General features: G+C 59.3%; 16 protein-coding genes and 1 other annotated feature. Of the genes, 7 read left to right on the forward strand and 9 right to left on the reverse strand.

The features are described 5' to 3' along the window. The first annotated feature begins 61 nt into the window (after positions 1-61). Together KB890_RS08115 and KB890_RS08120 are read left to right on the forward strand one after the other, a co-directional pair. The gene (locus tag KB890_RS08115; RefSeq protein WP_002892258.1) at positions 62-979 is read left to right on the forward strand and encodes an SPFH domain-containing protein; all 918 of its coding nucleotides are present in this window, start codon (positions 62-64) and stop codon (positions 977-979) included. Then, complete coding sequence (locus KB890_RS08120; protein ID WP_004142979.1) at positions 976-1,434, forward strand: NfeD family protein; 459 nt, start codon at positions 976-978, stop codon at positions 1,432-1,434. Before KB890_RS08115 ends, KB890_RS08120 begins: the two co-directional genes overlap by 4 nt. Here the strand turns inward: KB890_RS08120 and cueR are convergent. Continuing rightward, positions 1,431-1,841 carry a Cu(I)-responsive transcriptional regulator gene (gene cueR, locus KB890_RS08125; protein WP_002892208.1) on the reverse strand — a complete coding sequence of 137 codons (411 nt, stop codon included), beginning with the start codon at positions 1,839-1,841 and terminating at the stop codon, positions 1,431-1,433. The genes KB890_RS08120 and cueR overlap by 4 nt on opposite strands. 106 nt (positions 1,842-1,947) lie before the next feature. Between cueR and copA the strand changes: the two genes are divergently transcribed. The 3 genes from copA to ybaK all read left to right on the forward strand — a co-directional run bounded on the left by copA (position 1,948) and on the right by ybaK (position 6,057). Then, complete coding sequence (gene copA, locus KB890_RS08130) at positions 1,948-4,449, forward strand: copper-exporting P-type ATPase CopA (RefSeq protein WP_004178775.1); 2,502 nt, start codon at positions 1,948-1,950, stop codon at positions 4,447-4,449. A gap of 131 nt (positions 4,450-4,580) precedes the next feature. After that, positions 4,581-5,375 (forward strand): TraB/GumN family protein, encoded by a 795-nt coding sequence (locus KB890_RS08135; protein ID WP_004151327.1) that lies wholly within the window; start codon positions 4,581-4,583, stop codon positions 5,373-5,375. 202 nt (positions 5,376-5,577) lie between these two features. After that, positions 5,578-6,057: a Cys-tRNA(Pro)/Cys-tRNA(Cys) deacylase YbaK gene (gene ybaK, locus KB890_RS08140; protein ID WP_002892205.1), complete on the forward strand. Its 480-nt coding sequence runs from the start codon at positions 5,578-5,580 to the stop codon at positions 6,055-6,057. Between the two features lie 105 nt (positions 6,058-6,162). On the opposite strand, the gene ushA is transcribed toward ybaK, so the two are convergent. Next, a complete protein-coding gene (gene ushA, locus KB890_RS08145) occupies positions 6,163-7,815 on the reverse strand; it encodes a bifunctional UDP-sugar hydrolase/5'-nucleotidase UshA (protein WP_020325189.1) in 1,653 nt (550 codons plus the stop codon). 269 nt (positions 7,816-8,084) lie between these two features. On the opposite strand from ushA, the gene KB890_RS08150 reads away from it, so the two are divergent. Further along, on the forward strand, positions 8,085-9,305 hold the full coding sequence (locus KB890_RS08150; protein WP_004147385.1) for an MFS transporter: 1,221 nt from the start codon (positions 8,085-8,087) through the stop codon (positions 9,303-9,305). A 225-nt stretch (positions 9,306-9,530) separates the two neighbouring features. Next, the gene (gene ybaL / locus KB890_RS08155; protein ID WP_002892195.1) at positions 9,531-11,207 is read left to right on the forward strand and encodes a YbaL family putative K(+) efflux transporter; all 1,677 of its coding nucleotides are present in this window, start codon (positions 9,531-9,533) and stop codon (positions 11,205-11,207) included. Between the two features lie 35 nt (positions 11,208-11,242). Here ybaL and KB890_RS08160 read toward each other — a convergent pair whose 3' ends face one another. The 7 genes from KB890_RS08160 to dnaX form a co-directional block, all read right to left on the reverse strand. Further along, a complete protein-coding gene (locus KB890_RS08160; protein WP_002892192.1) occupies positions 11,243-12,547 on the reverse strand; it encodes an inosine/guanosine kinase in 1,305 nt (434 codons plus the stop codon). A gap of 63 nt (positions 12,548-12,610) precedes the next feature. Next, positions 12,611-13,573: a ferrochelatase gene (gene hemH / locus KB890_RS08165; RefSeq protein ID WP_002892189.1), complete on the reverse strand. Its 963-nt coding sequence runs from the start codon at positions 13,571-13,573 to the stop codon at positions 12,611-12,613. A 128-nt stretch (positions 13,574-13,701) separates the two neighbouring features. Next, on the reverse strand, positions 13,702-14,346 hold the full coding sequence (gene adk / locus KB890_RS08170; protein ID WP_002892184.1) for an adenylate kinase: 645 nt from the start codon (positions 14,344-14,346) through the stop codon (positions 13,702-13,704). A gap of 222 nt (positions 14,347-14,568) precedes the next feature. After that, positions 14,569-16,443, reverse strand: a complete 1,875-nt coding sequence (htpG, locus tag KB890_RS08175) for a molecular chaperone HtpG (RefSeq protein ID WP_004177228.1) — start codon at positions 16,441-16,443, stop codon at positions 14,569-14,571. A gap of 111 nt (positions 16,444-16,554) precedes the next feature. Next, positions 16,555-17,160, reverse strand: coding sequence for a recombination mediator RecR (gene recR / locus KB890_RS08180; RefSeq protein ID WP_002892177.1), 606 nt, complete (start codon positions 17,158-17,160; stop codon positions 16,555-16,557). Continuing rightward, positions 17,160-17,492, reverse strand: coding sequence for a YbaB/EbfC family nucleoid-associated protein (locus KB890_RS08185; RefSeq protein WP_002892173.1), 333 nt, complete (start codon positions 17,490-17,492; stop codon positions 17,160-17,162). The genes recR and KB890_RS08185 overlap by 1 nt, the downstream gene beginning before the upstream one ends. Positions 17,493-17,549: 57 nt before the next feature. Further along, positions 17,550-19,457, reverse strand: a complete 1,908-nt coding sequence (dnaX, locus tag KB890_RS08190; protein ID WP_020325187.1) for a DNA polymerase III subunit gamma/tau — start codon at positions 19,455-19,457, stop codon at positions 17,550-17,552. Beyond that, positions 18,153-18,217: a sequence feature (DnaX frameshifting element), on the reverse strand. (Overlaps the previous gene by 65 nt.) Positions 19,458-19,541 lie beyond the last annotated feature (84 nt).

A 19,541-nucleotide genomic window follows, 5' to 3' on the forward strand; every position in this document is an offset into this window, starting at 1 on the left:
AGTTTAAACATGCGCTATTTCCTTGTAGCGCCCCGCCAGGCAACAAGACAGGAGGTTTTTGATGCTAATTTTTATTCCTATCCTTATTTTCGTCGCGCTGGTTATTGTGGCCGCGGCGGTGAAAATTGTCCCGCAGGGCTACCAGTGGACGGTGGAGCGCTTCGGGCGTTTTACCCAGACGCTGCAGCCGGGATTAAGCTTAGTCGTGCCGTTTATGGACCGTATCGGCCGCAAAGTGAACATGATGGAGCAGGTGCTCGATATCCCCTCGCAGGAGGTTATCTCCCGGGATAACGCCAACGTCACCATAGACGCGGTCTGCTTTATTCAGGTGATCGACGCGCCAAAGGCCGCCTACGAGGTCAGCAATCTTGAGCAGGCGATCGTCAACCTGACGATGACCAACATCCGTACCGTGCTCGGCTCAATGGAGCTGGACGAAATGCTCTCCCAGCGCGACAGCATTAACACCCGCCTGCTGCATATCGTTGACGACGCCACCAACCCGTGGGGGGTGAAAATCACCCGCGTCGAAATTCGCGACGTTCGCCCGCCGGCGGAGCTTATCGCCTCGATGAACGCCCAGATGAAAGCCGAACGTACCAAACGCGCGTACATCCTTGAGGCCGAAGGGGTGCGACAGGCGGAAATTCTGAAAGCGGAAGGGGAAAAGCAGTCGCAGATCCTCAAGGCCGAGGGCGAACGGCAGTCCGCGTTCCTGCAGGCGGAGGCTCGCGAACGGTCCGCCGAAGCGGAAGCCCGCGCCACCCAAATGGTCTCCTCGGCGATCGCCTCGGGCGATATTCAGGCGATCAACTACTTCGTGGCGCAGAAATACACCGATGCGCTGCAGCAGATTGGCGCCGCTAACAACAGCAAAGTGGTATTGATGCCGCTGGATGCCAGCAGCCTGATGGGATCGATCGCCGGGATCAGCGAGCTGATCAAAGAAGGCGCTGGCGATCGGAAAAAATCATGATCGGCATGATCCTCGCACACCCCCATCTGTTCTGGCTAAGCCTCGGCGGGCTGCTGCTGGCGGCCGAGATGCTGGGCGGCAGCGGATACCTGCTGTGGAGCGGCGTCGCCGGCGTGGTGACCGGCGCCCTGACCTGGCTCCTGCCGCTGAGCTGGGAATGGCAAGGCACGCTGTTTGCCGTTCTCACCCTGCTGGCGGCGTGGCTGTGGTCGAAATGGCTGCGCAAGCGCGTCAAAACGCAGCGCCCGGCCGATGCCCAGCTCAACCAGCGCGGGCAGCAACTGGTGGGCCGCCGCCTGACGCTGGATGCCCCGCTGGTGAACGGCCGCGGCCACGTCCGCGTGGGCGATAGCTCCTGGCCGGTGATTGCCGATGAAGACTTCGCGGCGGGCAGCAAGGTTGAAGTGATTGCCGTAGAAGGGATTACGCTACGAATCAGACCCGCCGTCCGTTAAGCCTGCGCCTTGCGATGGCAGCAGCCGGAAAGATTATCGATAATCGGGCACTCCGCGCTGTCGTCGCCGGGGCAGGATTCGGCCAGCGCCAGCAGGTGCGCGCGCATATTTTGCAGCTCGCGGATATGGTTCTCGATATCCGCCACTTTCTCCAGCGTGCGTTTTTTCACATCGGCGCTGTGCCGCGACGGGTCGTTGAACAGGGCCACCAGCTCGCGGCACTCTTCCAGGTTAAACCCCACCTGGCGCGCCTGGCGCAGCAGCGTCAGCTCATCGAGATGCTGCTGACTATAGGTGCGGTAGCCGTTTTCGCTCCGCAACGGCGGCGTTACCAGCCCCTTCTCTTCATAAAAACGAATCGCTTTGCTGGTTAAGCCGGTTTTTTTCGCCACATCGCTGATATTCATTTTTTCTCCTTGACCTTCCCCTTGCTGGAAGGTTTAACCTTCTTAATACTCGATGAAAGAGTGGGTCTGGTCAATCGTTGACCGGAAAATTATTCAGGAGTTATTTATGTCTAACACTATTGACCTGACGCTGGATGGCCTCTCCTGCGGCCACTGCGTCAAACGCGTGAAAGAGAGTCTGGAGCAGCGTCCTGACGTTGAGCAAGCGGAAGTCACCCTCACTGAAGCCCATGTGACGGGCAGCGCCAGCGCGCAAGCGCTGATTGATACCGTTAAACAAGCCGGATACGGCGCGGAGCTCAGCCACCCAAAGGCTAAACCGCTGGCAGAATCATCAATCCCGTCGGAAGCACTGACAGCGGCCACTCCTGAGCTTCCGGCAGCCCATGACGAAGATGACAGTCAACAGCTGCTGATCAACGGCATGAGCTGCGCCAGCTGCGTCTCCCGGGTACAAAACGCGCTTGCCGCGGTGCCGGGCGTCTCACAGGCGCGGGTAAACCTGGCGGAACGCACGGCGCTGGTGATGGGCAGTGCGTCCGCCGCTGAATTAGTGCAGGCGGTGGAGAAAGCCGGCTATGGCGCGGAGGCGATCGAAGACGATCTGCAACGCCGCGAACGCCAGCAGGAAACCGCCCTCGCGACGATGAAACGTTTTCGCTGGCAGGCGATTGTCGCCCTGCTGGTCGGCGTGCCGGTGATGGTCTGGGGCATGATCGGCGATAACATGATGGTCAGTGACGACAACCGTTCGCTGTGGCTGGTTATCGGCCTTGTCACCCTCGCCGTCATGGTCTTCGCCGGCGGCCACTTCTACCGCAGCGCGTGGAAAAGCCTGAAAAACGGCACCGCCACCATGGATACGCTGGTGGCGCTCGGCACCGGCGTCGCCTGGCTGTACTCGATGAGCGTCAACCTGTGGCCGCAGTGGTTCCCGATGGAAGCCCGCCATCTCTATTACGAAGCCAGCGCGATGATTATCGGCCTGATTAACCTCGGCCATATGCTGGAGGCCCGAGCGCGTCAGCGCTCCTCGAAAGCGCTGGAAAAACTGCTCGACCTGACGCCGCCTTCGGCGCGGGTCGTCACGCCCGAGGGCGAGAAAGATCTGCCGCTCGCGGAAGTTCAGGCCGGCATGACCCTGCGCCTGACTACCGGCGACCGCGTCCCGGTCGACGGCATGATAAGCCAGGGCGAAGCCTGGTTTGATGAAGCGATGCTCACCGGCGAACCGGTGCCGCAGCAAAAAGGCGATGGCGACGCCATTCACGCCGGGACCGTGGTGCAGGATGGCAGCGTGCTGTTTACCGCCAGCGCCGTCGGCAGCCAGACCACGCTGGCAAGAATTATCCGCATGGTGCGCCAGGCGCAGAGCAGCAAACCGGAGATCGGCCAGCTGGCGGATAAAATCTCCGCCGTATTTGTTCCGGCGGTGGTCGTCATTGCGCTGATCAGCGCTGCGATCTGGTACTTCTTCGGCCCGGCGCCGCAGATCGTCTATACCCTGGTCATTGCCACCACGGTACTGATTATCGCCTGTCCGTGCGCCTTAGGCCTGGCGACGCCGATGTCGATTATCTCCGGCGTTGGCCGGGCGGCGGAGTATGGCGTGCTGGTCCGCGATGCCGATGCGCTGCAGCGCGCCAGTGAACTCGACACCCTGGTGTTCGATAAAACCGGCACCCTGACCGAAGGCAAGCCGCAAGTGGTGGCGGTGAAAACTTTCGCTGGCGTTGATGAGCATACCGCGCTGCGTCTTGCCGCCGCGCTGGAGCAGGGCTCAAGCCATCCGCTGGCGCGAGCGATCCTTGATAAAGCTGCCGACGGCCCATTGCCGGAAGTCAGCGGCTTCCGCACCCTGCGCGGCCTTGGCGTCAGCGGCGAGGCGGAAGGTCATCGTCTGCTGCTCGGTAACCAGGCGCTGCTCAACGAGCAGCATATCAATACCGCCGAGGTGGAAAGCGAGATGACAGCCCAGGCCTCACGCGGCGCCACGCCGGTGCTGCTGGCGGTGGATGGTCAGGCCGCCGCGCTGTTCGCCATCCGCGACCCGCTGCGCGAAGACAGCGTCGACGCCCTGGCGCGTTTGCATCGGCAGGGCTACCGGCTGGTGATGCTTACCGGGGATAACCCCACCACCGCGAAGGCTATCGCCAAAGAAGCCGGCATTGATGAAGTGATCGCCGGCGTGCTGCCGGACGGTAAAGCCGATGCCATTAAGCGTCTGCAGAGCCAGGGGCACAAAGTGGCGATGGTTGGCGATGGGATTAACGACGCCCCGGCGCTGGCCCAGGCGGATGTCGGGATCGCCATGGGCGGCGGCAGCGATGTCGCTATTGAAACCGCGGCGATCACCCTGATGCGCCATAGTCTTCACGGCGTGGCCGATGCGCTGGCGATTTCGAAAGCAACGTTACGCAATATGAAGCAGAACCTGCTGGGCGCGTTTGTCTACAACTCGCTGGGTATCCCGATTGCCGCCGGGATCCTCTGGCCGCTGACCGGCACCCTGCTCAACCCGGTGGTCGCCGGCGCGGCGATGGCGCTGTCGTCGATCACCGTGGTGAGTAACGCCAACCGCCTGCTGCGCTTTAAACCAAAAGAGTAAACGCTGTCAGATGAAACGGGCGCCGACGTTGTTCGGCGCCCGTTTTTTTGCCGGGACAAGAAAAGCCCGCCGGAAGGGTGACGTGTATCACCATATGCGCTAGCATGAAGTCCTCACACTTCGGAGCGCGTATGGGCCTGTTAAACCGGATAAAAATGCTGTGGCGAGCCGCCGTCGGCTCGTCTTATTCCTGGCCTGCGATGGATATCGTCCTGCCCGGCGAACGCTATTTGCACCTCGTCGGCAGTATCCATATGGGCACCCGCGACATGGCGCCGCCGCCGGCAAAGCTTCTGAAAAAAATACGCCAGGCCGATGCGTTAATCGTCGAGGCCGATATCAGCGGCAATGAAACCCCGTTTAGCAATCTCCCCACTTACCCACCGCTGGCGGAACGCCTGAGCGATGCGCAGCTGAGCGAGCTAGAGGCGCGAGCCGGCGAGCTGGGCCTGTCGGTCGGGCTGTTCGACAGCCAGCCGCTGTGGCAGGTGGCGATGGTCCTGCAGGCCACCCAGGCGCAGAAGCTGGGGCTGCGACCGGATTACGGCATCGATTATCAGTTGCTGATGGCCGCCCGCGAGAGCAACATAGCGGTGATGGAGCTGGAAGGCGCCGACAGCCAAATCGCGCTGCTGCGCGATCTGCCCGACGGGGGGATGGCGCTGCTGGAGGATACGCTAACCCACTGGCGCACCAACGCCCGTTTACTGCAGGTCATGATCGGCTGGTGGCTGGAGCAACCGCCGTCGCGCGGCGCGGTATCGCTGCCGACGACCTTTAGCCAGTCTTTATATGATGTGCTGATGCACCAGCGCAACCTCGCCTGGCGCGAGACGCTGCTGGCCTTGCCGCCGGGGCGCTACGTGGTTGCCGTCGGCGCGCTGCACCTGTATGGCGAAGGGAATCTGCCGGATATGCTGACATAAAAAAAATGGCCAATATTGCTATTGGCCCGTCAAAGAGGAATTTCATCATTATTATTATCCCGGGATTTGCATCCCGGATCGTCTGATTGTCGCTCAAAGTGACCATCACTGCCAACACTATTGCGCAAGATGGTACTATTTTTTAGACAACCTGCGGGCGTATTCTGACGTCACGCAAAACCGGTTGGTAAGAAGGATAGCTATGACTCCCGCCGTTAAATTACTCGAAAAAAACAAAATTTCCTTTCAGATCCACAGTTACGATCACGATCCCAATGAGACCAACTTCGGAGATGAAGTGGTGCGCAAGCTAGGCCTCAATGCCGACCAGGTTTACAAGACCTTGCTGGTCGCCGTGAACGGCGATATGAAGCATCTGGCGGTGGCCGTCACTCCGGTCGCCGGGCAGCTGGATTTGAAGAAAGTGGCGAAAGCGCTGGGCGCTAAGAAAGTCGACATGGCCGACCCGATGGTGGCGCAGCGTATCACCGGCTATCTGGTGGGCGGCATCAGTCCGCTGGGGCAGAAGAAGCGCCTGCCGACGGTGATTGACGCCCCGGCGCAGGAATTTGCCACCATCTATATTTCCGGCGGCAAACGCGGGCTGGATATTGAGCTGGCGGCCAGCGATCTGGCGCAGCTTCTCGATGCGAAGTTCGCCGATATCGCCCGCCGCGATTGATAAAACGATCCCGGATAGCGGCGCACGCGCCTTATCCGGGATACCCAACTTGTAGCCCCGGTAAGCGTAGCGCCACCGGGGAAATAGCCAACCTGAAGCCCAGGCTTACTGCCAGCTCACCTCGCCTTTCGGCTCATAGGCGGCGGCATCCAGCGGCGAGTTCTTCTCGATATACTCTTTCAGCACTTCGGCATCGATAAAGCCGGTATTCACATACCCGGGTTTATCGGCGATGTTCGGATAGCCATCGCCGCCGGTGGCGTTAAAGCTCAGCGTCGCCATCCGATAGGTCTTCGCCGGATCCACCGGTTCGCCTTTGATTTTCAGATCGTTCAGCTTACCGTCTTTGGCCACGAAACTGACGTTGGCAAACTGCGGATAAGCGCCGGAATCCGGCTTCATCTGCGCGACGGCGGTCAGGTAATCCACTACCTCTTTGCCGTTCATATCGACATAGGTCAGCACATTGCCGAACGGCTGGACCTTCATCACATCTTTGTAGGTGATATCCCCCGCCTCAATGGAGTCGCGGATCCCGCCGCCGCTCATCACCGCGAAATCCGCGTTGCTGCGCGCCATTTGCGCCGCCAGCAGCAGGTGGCCCATATTGGTCTGCACAAAGCGCACTTTACTGCGGTCGCCCTCCAGATGACCATTCACGCTGCCGATTTTGACCTGCAGCTGCGCCTTGCCTTTGTTCTGGAACGGCGTCAGCAGCGACATCATCTGCGGATTCTCGGCGATCTGCGGCGTATACAGCACCCGCTCGCTTTGGCCGTTATCGTAAGTCACTTTTTTCTTGAGGTTGACCGGGATCAGCTGATAGTGCACCAGCTTCATCTCGCCGTTGCGGAACTCAAAATCGGCGCGGCCGACGTATTTGCCCCACTCATGCGCCTGGACGATCCAGATGCCGTTCTGACGATCCGGAGCGCACGGGGTGCCAGGCACATAATCGACCTGCTTTTTATTTTCCGACGCCATGCATACCGGATCCTGCGAGTGACCGCCGACGATCATCGCCAGCGATCCCGCAGGTAAACTCCGCGCCATTTCAACATCGCCCGGCGCGTTAGAGCCGTGGTTGCCATTGTCGTAATGGCCCATATGGGTGGTGGCCAGGATCACGTCCGGCTTTTCATTCTGCTGCAGCTCCTGGATAACCAGCTTCGCCTCTTCCGCCGGTTTGCGGAATTCAATATCGGTGAAATATTCCGGATTGCCAATCTTGGCCGTATCGTCGGTGGTTAAGCCAATCACCGCGATTTTCAGCCCACCGCGCTTAAACAACGCCCAGGGTTTGAACAGCCGTTCGCCGGTGCTTTTCTGATAAATATTGGCCGACAGGAACGGGAACTTAGCCCACTTTTCCTGCTGGCGCAGCACGCTCAGCGGATTATCGAATTCATGGTTTCCCACCGCCATCGCGTCGTAGCCGATCAGATTCATGCCGCGAAAATCGGGCTCTGCATCCTGTAAATCAGACTCCGGTACGCCGGTATTAATATCGCCGCCGGATAACAGCAGGACGCTTCCCCCTTCCGCCGCCACCTCTTTCCGGATGCCATCGACCAGCGTTTTCTGCGCCGCCAGGCCATATTCGCCGTAGTCATTGCGCCAGAAATGGCCGTGGTGATCGTTGGTGTGCAGGATGGTAATTTTATAGGTTTTATCCTGCTCATAGGCCTGTGCCGACAGGCTGCCCAGCGATAAGGCGGCGAATAACGCCAGCGCTACGCTGTGTTTGAAATAATGCATGCTTCACTCCCTGACTTAATCCCAAGTGCCGAAAGTATAGCGAGTTAGTCGCGTTGACAAATATGTTTTCAGAATTGCGACTTCCTTCAAACCTTATCAGCAGGTATGTTAGTCGGATAATAATTCTACCTGCATCCTCTATACGCCTTCGCGTTGTATGGCATTGCGTCAGCCCGTTCGTCATATTTCCCATGCAGTAGCCGGGAAAATCAGGGCAGTCGCCATGGCTGACAAAAGACGAAAGCTATATAAAAAAGTGACGTGAACCTATGGCAATCAATCAGACCGCTCAACCCTTGTCCGGCCCCGCTGCGCCGCCGCAAAAAGCACGCACCTCGTTTGGCATCTTAGGCGCGATCAGCCTGTCCCATTTGCTTAACGATATGATCCAGTCGCTTATTCTCGCTATCTACCCGCTGCTGCAGGCGGAGTTCTCCCTTACCTTCGTGCAGATCGGCATGATCACCCTGACCTTCCAGCTCACCTCATCGCTATTCCAGCCGGTGATTGGCTACATCACCGATAAACGCTCGATGCCGTGGTCGCTGCCGGTGGGCATGTGCTTCACCCTCTGCGGTTTGATTCTCCTCGCGCTGGCCGGTAGCTTCGGCATGGTGCTGCTGGCCGCCGCGCTGGTAGGTACCGGCTCCTCGGTTTTCCATCCGGAATCGTCCCGCGTAGCGCGGATGGCCTCCGGCGGCCGTCACGGCCTGGCCCAGTCGCTGTTCCAGGTGGGCGGCAACTTCGGCAGCTCGCTTGGCCCATTGCTGGCGGCGGTGATCATCGCCCCGTACGGCAAAGGCAACGTCGCCTGGTTTGTGCTTGCCGCTCTGTTGGCTATTGTCGTGCTGTCGCAAATCAGCCGCTGGTATGCCGCGCAGCATCGAATGAATAAGGGCAAACCGAAACCGGCCATCGTTAATCCGCTGCCGCGCAAGAAGGTCATTCTGGCGGTAGGCATTCTGCTGATGCTGATTTTCTCGAAATATTTCTATATGGCGAGCATTAGTAGCTATTACACCTTTTATCTGATGCATAAATTCGGCTTAACGGTGCAAAACGCCCAGCTTCATCTGTTTGCCTTCCTGTTCGCAGTGGCTGCCGGGACGGTGATTGGCGGGCCTGTTGGCGATAAAATTGGGCGTAAATATGTGATTTGGGGTTCTATCCTCGGCGTAGCGCCTTTCACCCTTGTTTTACCCTACGCCAGCCTTGAATGGACGGGGATTTTAACGGTGATCATTGGTTTTATCCTCGCCTCGGCCTTTTCCGCTATTCTGGTCTATGCGCAGGAACTGCTGCCGGGACGCATCGGCATGGTTTCTGGCCTGTTTTTCGGCTTCGCCTTTGGCATGGGCGGCCTTGGCGCCGCGGTGTTAGGCCTGCTGGCGGACCATACCAGCATTGATCTGGTTTATAAAATCTGCGCCTTCCTGCCGCTGCTGGGATTCCTGACGATATTCCTTCCTGATAACCGGCAAAAAGCCTGATTATTTGGCGGCCAAAGTGCAACCTTGGCCGCCGTTAACCCTTGTGTCATCAGCCTGTTCCACGATTTCCCCGCGCCATTTTCCCTTCTGTGCCTTTTCATCGGCTAATTGCATTTTTTTGCACAACTCAAGAATTATTCATAAACAAAGTGAACGTTTTTGTCATAAACTATTACCCGGACAGGGTAGCAAAATGGACCGATACACCACTGGAAAGGAGACGGAATGCACCACGCAACACCGCTTATCACCACCATTGTCGGCGGCCTCGTGCTCGCCTTTATTCTCGGCATGATTGCCAATAAGCTACGTATTTCTCCTCTGGTGGGATATCTCTTAGCGGGCGTGCTGGCCGGACCTTTCACCCCTGGCTTTGTTGCTGACACCAAACTGGCTCCGGAACTGGCGGAACTTGGCGTCATTCTGCTGATGTTCGGCGTCGGGCTGCATTTCTCACTTAAAGACCTGATGGCGGTAAAATCGATCGCCATCCCCGGGGCTATCGCCCAGATAGCCGTGGCGACGCTGCTGGGTATGGCGCTCTCCGCCGCCCTCGGCTGGTCGCTGATGACCGGCATCGTCTTTGGCCTGTGCCTCTCCACCGCCAGTACCGTAGTGCTGCTGCGCGCGCTAGAGGAACGACAACTGATTGACAGCCAGCGCGGGCAAATCGCCATCGGCTGGCTGATTGTGGAAGACCTGGTGATGGTCCTGACGCTGGTCCTGCTGCCGGCGATTGCCGGTATGGCGGAGAAAGGCAACGTCGGCTTCGCGTCCCTGGCCCTCGACCTCGGGATCACCATTGGCAAAGTGGTGGCCTTTATCGCCATTATGATGCTGGTCGGCCGCCGGCTGGTGCCGTGGATCATGTCGCGCAGCGCCGCCACCGGCTCACGCGAGCTGTTCACTCTGTCGGTGCTGGCCCTGGCGCTGGGCATCGCCTTCGGCGCCGTGGAGCTGTTTGATGTCTCTTTTGCCCTCGGCGCCTTCTTTGCCGGCATGGTGCTTAACGAATCCGAGCTCAGCCACCGCGCCGCCCATGACACCCTGCCGCTGCGCGACGCCTTCGCGGTGCTGTTCTTCGTCTCCGTCGGCATGCTGTTTGACCCGATGGTGCTGGTCCAACAGCCGCTGGCGGTGCTGGCGACGCTGGCGATTATTATCTTTGGTAAATCCGCAGCCGCCTTTTTCCTTGTGCGGATGTTTGGTCACTCGCCGCGCACCGCGCTGACCATCGCCGCCAGCCTGGCGCAGATTGGCGAGTTTGCCTTTATTCTCGCCGGCCTGGGAATGGCGCTTAACCTGCTGCCGCAGGCCGGACAAAATCTGGTGCTGGCCGGGGCGATCATCTCAATTATGCTCAACCCGGTGCTGTTTACCCTGCTGGAAAAATATCTCGATAAAACCGAAACCCTCGACGAGCAGACGCTGGAAGAGGTCCTGGAAGACGAGAAGCAGGTGCCGGTCGATATCTGCAACCACGCGCTGTTGGTCGGCTTCGGCCGCGTCGGCAGCCTGCTGGGCGAGAAGCTGATGGCCCAGGGGATCCCGCTGGTGGTGGTTGAAACCTCGCGCACCCGCGTGGATGAGCTACGCGAGCGCGGGATCAGCGCGGTGCTCGGCAATGCCGCCAATGAAGAGATCATGGAGCTGGCGCATCTCGATTGCGCCCGCTGGCTGCTGCTGACAATCCCTAACGGCTACGAGGCCGGAGAGATTGTCGCTTCCGCACGGGAAAAATGTCCGAATATCGAGATTATCGCCCGCGCCCATTATGATGACGAAGTGGACTACATTATCGATCGCGGAGCCAATCAGGTGGTGATGGGCGAACGGGAAATTGCCCGCGCCATGCTGCGGCTTCTGGAAACGCCACCGGCCGGCGAAGTGGTCACCGGCTGATGTACTGCCCTCTCCCCGCCGGGAGAGGGCCGCGCTTACCGATCCCAGTACGCCTCTTCCAGGCTGTCCTCACGTTCCGGCAGGCCGCGGGTTAAACGCGGCGAGTGCTGGTTCAGCACCTGATAGCTCACGCGGTTGGCATATTTACACACCTGCGCCAGCGAGGAGTAGGTCAGCCATTTGCATTTGTGCTTGCTGGAGTTGGGTACGTTATTGCGGTGGTAGTTATTGGCGGTGATGTCATGCAGCAGCGCCGCCAGCGCGCCGTCGCCTGCGCCGTTGGTGTTCATGATCTTCTCGGGGCCGCCCATATAGGGAGCGATATGGGAATATATGCGCAGCGGATTAACGCAATCCTGGTGACGCATCGCGCGGCTGAATTCAAACTGGTTAAACTCCGGGATCGCTCCCGGCAGCAGCGGATGCTGGGTTTTACGCTTCGCCTCTTCTTCAGTGAAGCCCGCCATATACAGGCCCGCCGGGCCGGCGGTGCACAGCACCAGGTCGACCCAGTCCAGCGCCTTATTCGCCGCTGACAGCGGATCGGCAAAGCCGGTCAGCGCTTCCCCTTCCTCTTCGTTCATTGCCAGAATAGAGACATGCTCCTGCAGGAACTCCTGCCACCACGCCGGGTTATCGGCAATCACGTATTTGGTTCCGAGGGTTAACACCACCGGTACATCGTGCTTTTTGGCATACTCAATAGCCTTCATCGTGGCGTCCGGCATCGGCTCGCCCGGCTTGCAGCGGACCAGGTAAGAGGTCAGCACCAGCGCCGAGGCGCCGGCGATCACCGCTTCCGGAATGCTTTCCGGACGCAGCTTGTTCATGTGGCCCGGGCTGATGGCGAAGGTGCGCTCGCCGCTGTCACCGATCAGGGTAAAGCAGCGGCCAATGGCGCCGTCGACGCCCTGCAGATAGTTCAGATCGGTGCGGCTGGAGGTATTGCACAGGTAACGATAGGCGTAGCCGCCGATTTCGATATTGCTGCACATCACGCCAAGCAGCACCGAGCGATCGTCCGCCAGCACCGAGTAGTTGTGCATGGTATTGCCGATGGTGCCGCCGGCAAACTGATGGGTAATGAGATTGTTGCGCACCAGCTCCTGGTACAGCGCCTCGGCGACGTCATCTTCAATCACCAGCGAATGGCCCGCGCTCAGGCCGTAGCGCACGATAAACGCCTCATCCACTTTCGCTTCGATATCCACCAGCGTCTGGTCGATACCGACCACCCAGGAGACGCTGGATTCATTCTCCGGCTGAATTTGCTGCAGCAGCGGATCGCGGGCGTTAACGGGAAAATAGTGTTTAGATTTGCGTTTACCGGGAAATTTCATAGTGGCGCTTAAATAACAGGGAACAAGCGGGAAATAGTAGCATATTCCCCGCCCTGCGCGCGATCAGCGATAAGGCGCCGTCAGATTGACCATCATCTCAATATGCGCTGCGTCCGCATTAAGCGCCGGAATATATTCATATTGCTTGCCGCCTGCTTCGAGGAATATTTCCCGGTTCTGGACGGCGATTTCTTCCAGCGTTTCGAGACAGTCGGCGGCAAACCCCGGGCACAGCACCTGAATATGCTTCGTCCCTTTCTCGCCGAGCATCTTTAGCGTTTCATCGGTGTACGGCGTCAGCCAGGGTTCCCGGCCAAAGCGCGACTGGAAAGTCATCATCACCCGCTCCGGCGGCAGCCCCAGCGCGGAAACCAGTTCCCGCGTCGTATCGCGACAGCGCTGAGGATAATCATCGCCCTGGTTGGCATAGCGCTGCGGGATCCCATGATAGGAGAGCAGCAGCAGATCCGGTTCCCCATGGACAGCGAAGGAAGCGCGCACGCTGGCCGCCAGCGCATGGATATAGTCCGGATGTTCGGCATAGTCGCGAATAAACGAGATACCCGGAATGGCGCGCTTTTTCGCCAGAATCCGCGCCAGTTCGTCCCAGACGGCGGCCACCGTCGAGCAGGAATATTGCGGATACAGCGGCAGCACCACGATGTGCTCCACCCCCTGCGCCAGTAAGTCATCCACCGCGCTGGCCAGTGACGGTGAACCATAGCTCATGCCCAGCGCCACCGGGGTATCCGGCAGCCTGGCAGCCAGCGCCTGCTGCTGGCGACGACTATACACCATCAGCGGCGATCCCTCTTCCATCCACACGGACTGATAGAGCTTCGCCACGCGCGGGGAGCGAATCGGCAGTATGACGCCGCGCAGCAGCGGCCACCATAGCAGACGAGACGTATCCACCACCCGTTTGTCGCTGAGGAATTGTCGCAGATAGCGCTTCACCGCCCCGGGGGTGGGCGCATCGGGAGTGCCTAAATTGGCCAGCAAGATACCTGTTTTCGTCTGATGCATTACCGCCTCTTAACCATTTGAATCGCAGCCAATTGTAGCTGAAATGGCGCTAAACGGAACCAATCATAGCAAAAGGTAGAAATGAGAGGAGTTCTCATCCTGCCGCAGCAGGATGAGAAAAGGCTTTATCAGCCGAGGATTTTTTCCAGTTCGGCGCGCACGTCAGCTACCGCTTTGGTGCCGTCGACTTTGGCGTATTTGGTATTGCCCGCCTGCGCTTCTTTGGTGTAGTAGCCGATCAGCGGCGCTGTCATCTGATGGTATTCTACCAGACGCTTACGCACGGTCTCTTCCTGATCGTCTTTACGAGTGGTCAGCTCTTCGCCGGTCACGTCGTCTTTGCCTTCCACCTTCGGCGGATTGAATTTGATGTGGTATACGCGACCGGATGCCGCGTGGACGCGACGGCCAACGATGCGGTCGACGATCAGTTCGTCCGGCACGTCGAATTCCAGCACGTAATCAACGGTAATGCCCGCCTCTTTCATGGCGTCAGCCTGCGGAATGGTCCGCGGGAAGCCGTCCAGCAGGAAGCCGTTACGGCAATCTTCCTGGGCGATACGCTCTTTCACCAGCGCGATGACCAGCTCATCGGTCACCAGCTTGCCAGCGTCCATAATGTCTTTCGCTTGCTTACCGAGCTCAGAGCCGGATTTTACCGCCGCGCGCAGCATATCGCCGGTGGAGATTTGCGGAATACCGTATTTCTCCATGATGAACTGAGCCTGAGTTCCTTTACCCGCGCCCGGAGCGCCAAGCAGAATAATACGCATTACGAAAATCCCCTCAAAAGTCGATTCAATTTTTCAAAAACGCTAAACCATACCACCAGAACGGCGATGGCTCAAGGAAGGCGGTGCGGCTGAAACGGTTAATGGTGAGATATTTTATGCAATCCAATGTGAAATGCCCCGCCTGAGCACATCGCTCAGACGGGGCATTTATCCCGTTCCCGGCGTCGCGTCGCTCGGCCGGGCTACTCGTTCAGGTTCGCGTCAGGAAGCCAGCAGCTGGTTCATACGGCGGATAAACTGGTTCGGATCTTCCAGCGTGCCGCGCTCGGCCAGCAGCGCCTGATCCAGCAACAGTTCCACCCATTCGCCGAACTGCGCGTCGTCCTGGGTATCGGCCGCGCGTTTCACCAGCTGATGCGCCGGGTTCAGTTCGAAGATGTATTTCACTTCCGGCGCCGCCTGGCCCGCTGCCGCGAACAGCTTCGCCATCTGAGTGCTCATCTCGTCGGCGTCGGTGGTGACAATCGCCGGGGTGTCGGTCAGACGATGGGTCAGACGTACTTCTTTCACCCGGTCGCCAAGCAGGTTTTTCACCCGCTCAACGAACGGCTCCAGCGCTTTTTCGGCTTCTTTGGTGGACTCGTCTACTTCATCCGCCAGCTTGTCCAGCGACTCGTCGGCTTTAGCGACAGACTGGAACGCTTTGCCGTCGAACTCGGTCAGGTAGCTCATCATCCACTCGTCGATGCGATCGGAGAGCAGCAGCACTTCGATCCCTTTCTTACGCAGCAACTCGAGGTGCGGGCTGCTCTTCGCCGCCGCATAGCTGTCGGCTGTGATGTAGTAGATCTTCTCCTGACCTTCTTTCATGCGTGAGACATACTCTTCCAGCGATACGGTCTGCGCGGAGGAGTCGGTATGGGTGGTTGCGAAACGCAGCAGTTTGGCGATCGCTTCCTGGTTGCTCGGATCTTCCGCCGGGCCCTCTTTCAGCACCAGGCCGAACTGTTTCCAGAAGGTTTGGTATTTTTCAGCGTCGTCTTTCGCCAGCTTATCCAGCATCTGCAGCGCGCGTTTGGTCAGCGCGGTGCGCAGGTTGCGGGTCACGCTGCTGTCCTGCAGGATTTCACGGGAGACGTTCAGCGGCAGATCGTTGGAATCGATCAGGCCGCGCACGAAGCGCAGGTAGTTCGGCATAAACTGCTCGGCGTCGTCCATGATGAACACACGCTGGACGTACAGCTTCAGGCCGTGTTTATGATCGCGGTTCCACATATCCCACGGTGCCTGCGACGGGATATACAGCAGGCTGGTGTACTCCTGCTTACCTTCCACGCGGTTGTGGCTCCAGGTCAGCGGGTCGCTGTAGTCGTGAGCGATATGCTTATAAAACTCTTTGTATTCGTCGTCGTTAACTTCGGATTTGCTGCGGGTCCACAGGGCCTGCGCCTTGTTGATTTTTTCCCACGAAATCACGGTTTCGCCGTCTTTCTCTTCCCGTTTTTCAATCTCAACCGGCAGCGCGATATGGTCGGAATACTTGCTGATGATAGAGCGCACGCGCCAGTCGTTGAGGAAATCATCTTCGCCTTCGCGCAGATGCAGGGTGATTTCGGTGCCGCGATCGGCTTTGGTGATATCAGCTACGGTATATTCGCCTTCGCCGGCGGATTCCCAGAACACGCCGTTTTCCGGCTTGTCGCCCGCCGCACGGGTACGCACGGTCACTTTGTCCGCCACGATGAAGGCCGAATAGAAGCCGACGCCGAACTGACCGATCAGCTGGCTATCCTTCGCCTGGTCGGAACCCATCGATTCGAGGAACGCTTTGGTGCCGGATTTGGCGATGGTGCCGAGATGGTCGATAACCTCTTCCCGGTTCATACCGATACCGTTATCGGCGATGGTCAGGGTGCGGTTGTCTTTATCAAACGAAACCCGCACGCGCAGCTCGCCGTCTCCCTCATACAAATCCGGCTGCGACAGCGCGCGGAAACGCAGCTTATCGGCCGCATCAGAGGCGTTGGAAATCAGCTCACGCAGAAAGATTTCTTTGTTGGAATAGAGGGAATGGATCATCAGGTGCAGAAGCTGTTTTACTTCTGACTGAAAACCACGAGTTTCTTGTCCTTTCATCTGATTCAACCTCAACAATGCCATTTTAAATGGGTAAAAAACCGTTGAGTGGGAGATGGGGACAGAGGGGAAATTTTTCAAGCGGAGGCGGCGAAGGCCGCCTCCATTTGTTCAGAAAGTAATCTTGTGGCGACCGGCCAGGGAGTGGGACAGCGTGGTGCCGTCGACCATCTCCAGCTCGCCGCCCACCGGCACGCCGTGGGCGATTCGGCTGGCGTCGACGCCATACTGCGCGCACAGCTCCGCGATGTAGTTGGCCGTCGCCTCGCCCTCAACGGTCGGGTTGGTGGCGAGGATCACCTCGGTGATCGACTCCGCCTCCAGCCGTTGCTCCAGGCGATCGAGCCCGATGTCATCAGGCCCGATGCCGTCGAGCGGCGACAGGTGCCCCATCAGCACGAAGTAGCGGCCGGAATACTGCCCGGTCTGCTCAATGGCATAGATGTCCGCCGGACTCTCTACCACGCAGATCTGGCCGTTTTCCTGGCGACGCGGGTTGCTGCAGATATTGCACACCTCCTGCTCGGTGAAGGTGCGGCAATCGGCGCAGTGGCCGATCTCCGACATCGCACGCGTCAGCGCCTGCGCCAGGCGCATCCCGCCGCTGCGATCGCGCTGCAGCAGGGTAAACGCCATGCGCTGCGCTGACTTCGGGCCGACGCCCGGCAGACAGCGCAGCGCTTCCATAAGCTGAGTTAACAGCGGGCTGGTTTGCATCAGAACGGCATCTTGAAGCCTGGCGGCAGTTGCATACCGGCAGAAACGGAAGCCATCTTCTCTTTCTGGGTCTCTTCGATACGGCGCGCGGCGTCGTTGAACGCGGCAGCCACCAGGTCTTCGAGCATCTCTTTGTCGTCTTCCAGCAGGCTTGGGTCGATCTCCACACGGCGGCAGTTGTGCGCGCCGTTAATGGTCACTTTCACCAGACCCGCGCCGGATTCGCCGGTTACTTCCAGCTGAGCGATCTCTTCCTGCATCTTCTGCATTTTTTCTTGCATCTGCTGGGCCTGCTTCATCAGGTTACCCAGGCCGCCTTTTCCACCAAACATAGGCTTCTCTCTCAGTCAGTCATCGTTAAAGGTACTGAATGCCAGTCAGACTGGCATTCAAATGGGGCGAATACTCTCTTCATCCAGATCGGCGTCGAAGAAACGACGCAGGGTCTGAATGTTATTATCCGCGATAATGGCTTCGCGCGCCTGCGCGAGCTTCTCTTCATAAATAGCCTGCCGCCACTCCAGCGGCGTACGCATCGCGGGATTATCGTCTTCCACGATGGTCAATTCAACCGGCGTACCGTACAACACCCCCAGCGCTTCAGCCAGCTTTTGCTGCGCGCTGGCGGAATTGAGGTGGCGCTGGCTGGGACGCAGATGCAGACAGACGCGGCTGCCCTCCTGCTCTTTCCACGCGTTGAGCGCCACCTGCTCGACCAGCTTCGGTACCGCCAGCTGGCTCACTTCCGCCGCCCAGCTGTCGCGCTCGACCGCTTCTTCGGCGAGCTTGGCCGCCAGCTCCGGCGTCTTCTCATGCTCCAGCGCCTTTTTCAGCGCTTTGGGCGTGGCGACTTCGACTTTGGTCTCTTCCACCACCGTCGTCGCCTTCCAGCGATAGGCCTCTTTCTTCGCCGGGGCCTGCTCCAGCGCGGCCGCGGCCGGACGAGCCTGGACGCGCTCGGTAATCGAACTCAGTCGCTCCAGCGCAGCGTTATTCACCGGCCGCGCGCGGGAAGCGGCTGCCGGTTCACTCTTTTTTGGGGTGGTTGCTCCCTGGCTGCGCTGCAGGTGGCTGCGGGCCGCCAGCACCTGGCTGGTGGTCGGCGGCAAACTCTGCGGCGACTGTGGCGACGGCGCGGCGGGGGCAACCGGCTGACGCGGCGCGGGCGCGGCGGCCTGTGCCGGCTGCGCCTCCGGCTCCGGCAGCGGCTTACGCGGATGAAACGCCAGGGCACGCAGCAGCGTCATTTCGACGCCCATCCGCCGGTCCGGGGCGTAAGGCAGCTCTTTGCGGCCAATCAGCAGCGTTTGGTAGTAGAGCTGAACGTCGCCGGGCGGTACGGTTCGCGCCAGTTCGCGCATCCGCACTTCGACCGCGGCCATGTCGGCGCCCAGCGCCGAAGGCGACAGCTGAACCATGGCGATGCGGTGCAGCAGGCTTTGCATCTCGACCAGCAGCGCCTCCCACTCGACGCCGCGTGCGGCGGCGTCATTGACGCCCGTCATGACCCGCTCGCCGTCGGCAGCAACCAGCGCTTCAATCAGCGACAGCGCCTGATCGTCATCAAGGGTGCCGAGCATGGTGCTCACCGATGCGGCCGTCAGCTGCCCTTCCCCACTGGCAATCGCCTGATCGGTCAGGCTTAAGGCATCGCGCAGGCTGCCATCGGCCGCCCGCGACAACAGCTGCAGCGCGCGGGGCTCAAAGGCAATCTGCTCTTCGCCAAGAATATGCTCCAGCTGATGGCGGATCTGTTCAACGTCCAGCGCCTTCAGGTGGAACTGCAGGCAGCGGGATAAGATCGTTACCGGCAGCTTCTGCGGATCCGTCGTCGCCAGCAGGAATTTGACGTGCGCCGGCGGCTCCTCCAGCGTTTTTAACAACGCGTTGAAGCTGTGACGCGACAGCATATGGACTTCGTCGATGAGATAGACCTTAAAGCGGCCGCGAGCCGGCGCGTACTGGACGTTGTCCAGCAGATCGCGGGTATCTTCGACTTTGGTTCGCGAGGCGGCGTCAATCTCAATCAGATCGACAAAGCGCCCCTGTTCAATTTCCCGGCAGTTATCGCACACGCCGCAGGGGGTGGCGGTGATGCCGGTTTCACAGTTTAACCCTTTCGCCAGCAGACGGGCGATGGAGGTCTTCCCGACCCCGCGGGTACCGGAAAAAAGATAAGCGTGATGAATGCGCCCTAACGACAAGCCGTTCGCCAGTGCGGTCAGCACATGTTCCTGGCCGACGACGTCAGCAAAGGTTTGTGGGCGCCATTTACGGGCTAAGACCTGATAACTCATGGGCTGGCTCTGAAACGCTGGAAGGTGAAATCACGAAGGGGTCATGCTATCACAGCCCCGCCCGATCGGCGAGGCTATGTGGAG

Source organism: Klebsiella sp. P1954 (assembly GCF_018199955.1).
GTDB lineage: Bacteria > Pseudomonadota > Gammaproteobacteria > Enterobacterales > Enterobacteriaceae > Klebsiella > Klebsiella pneumoniae.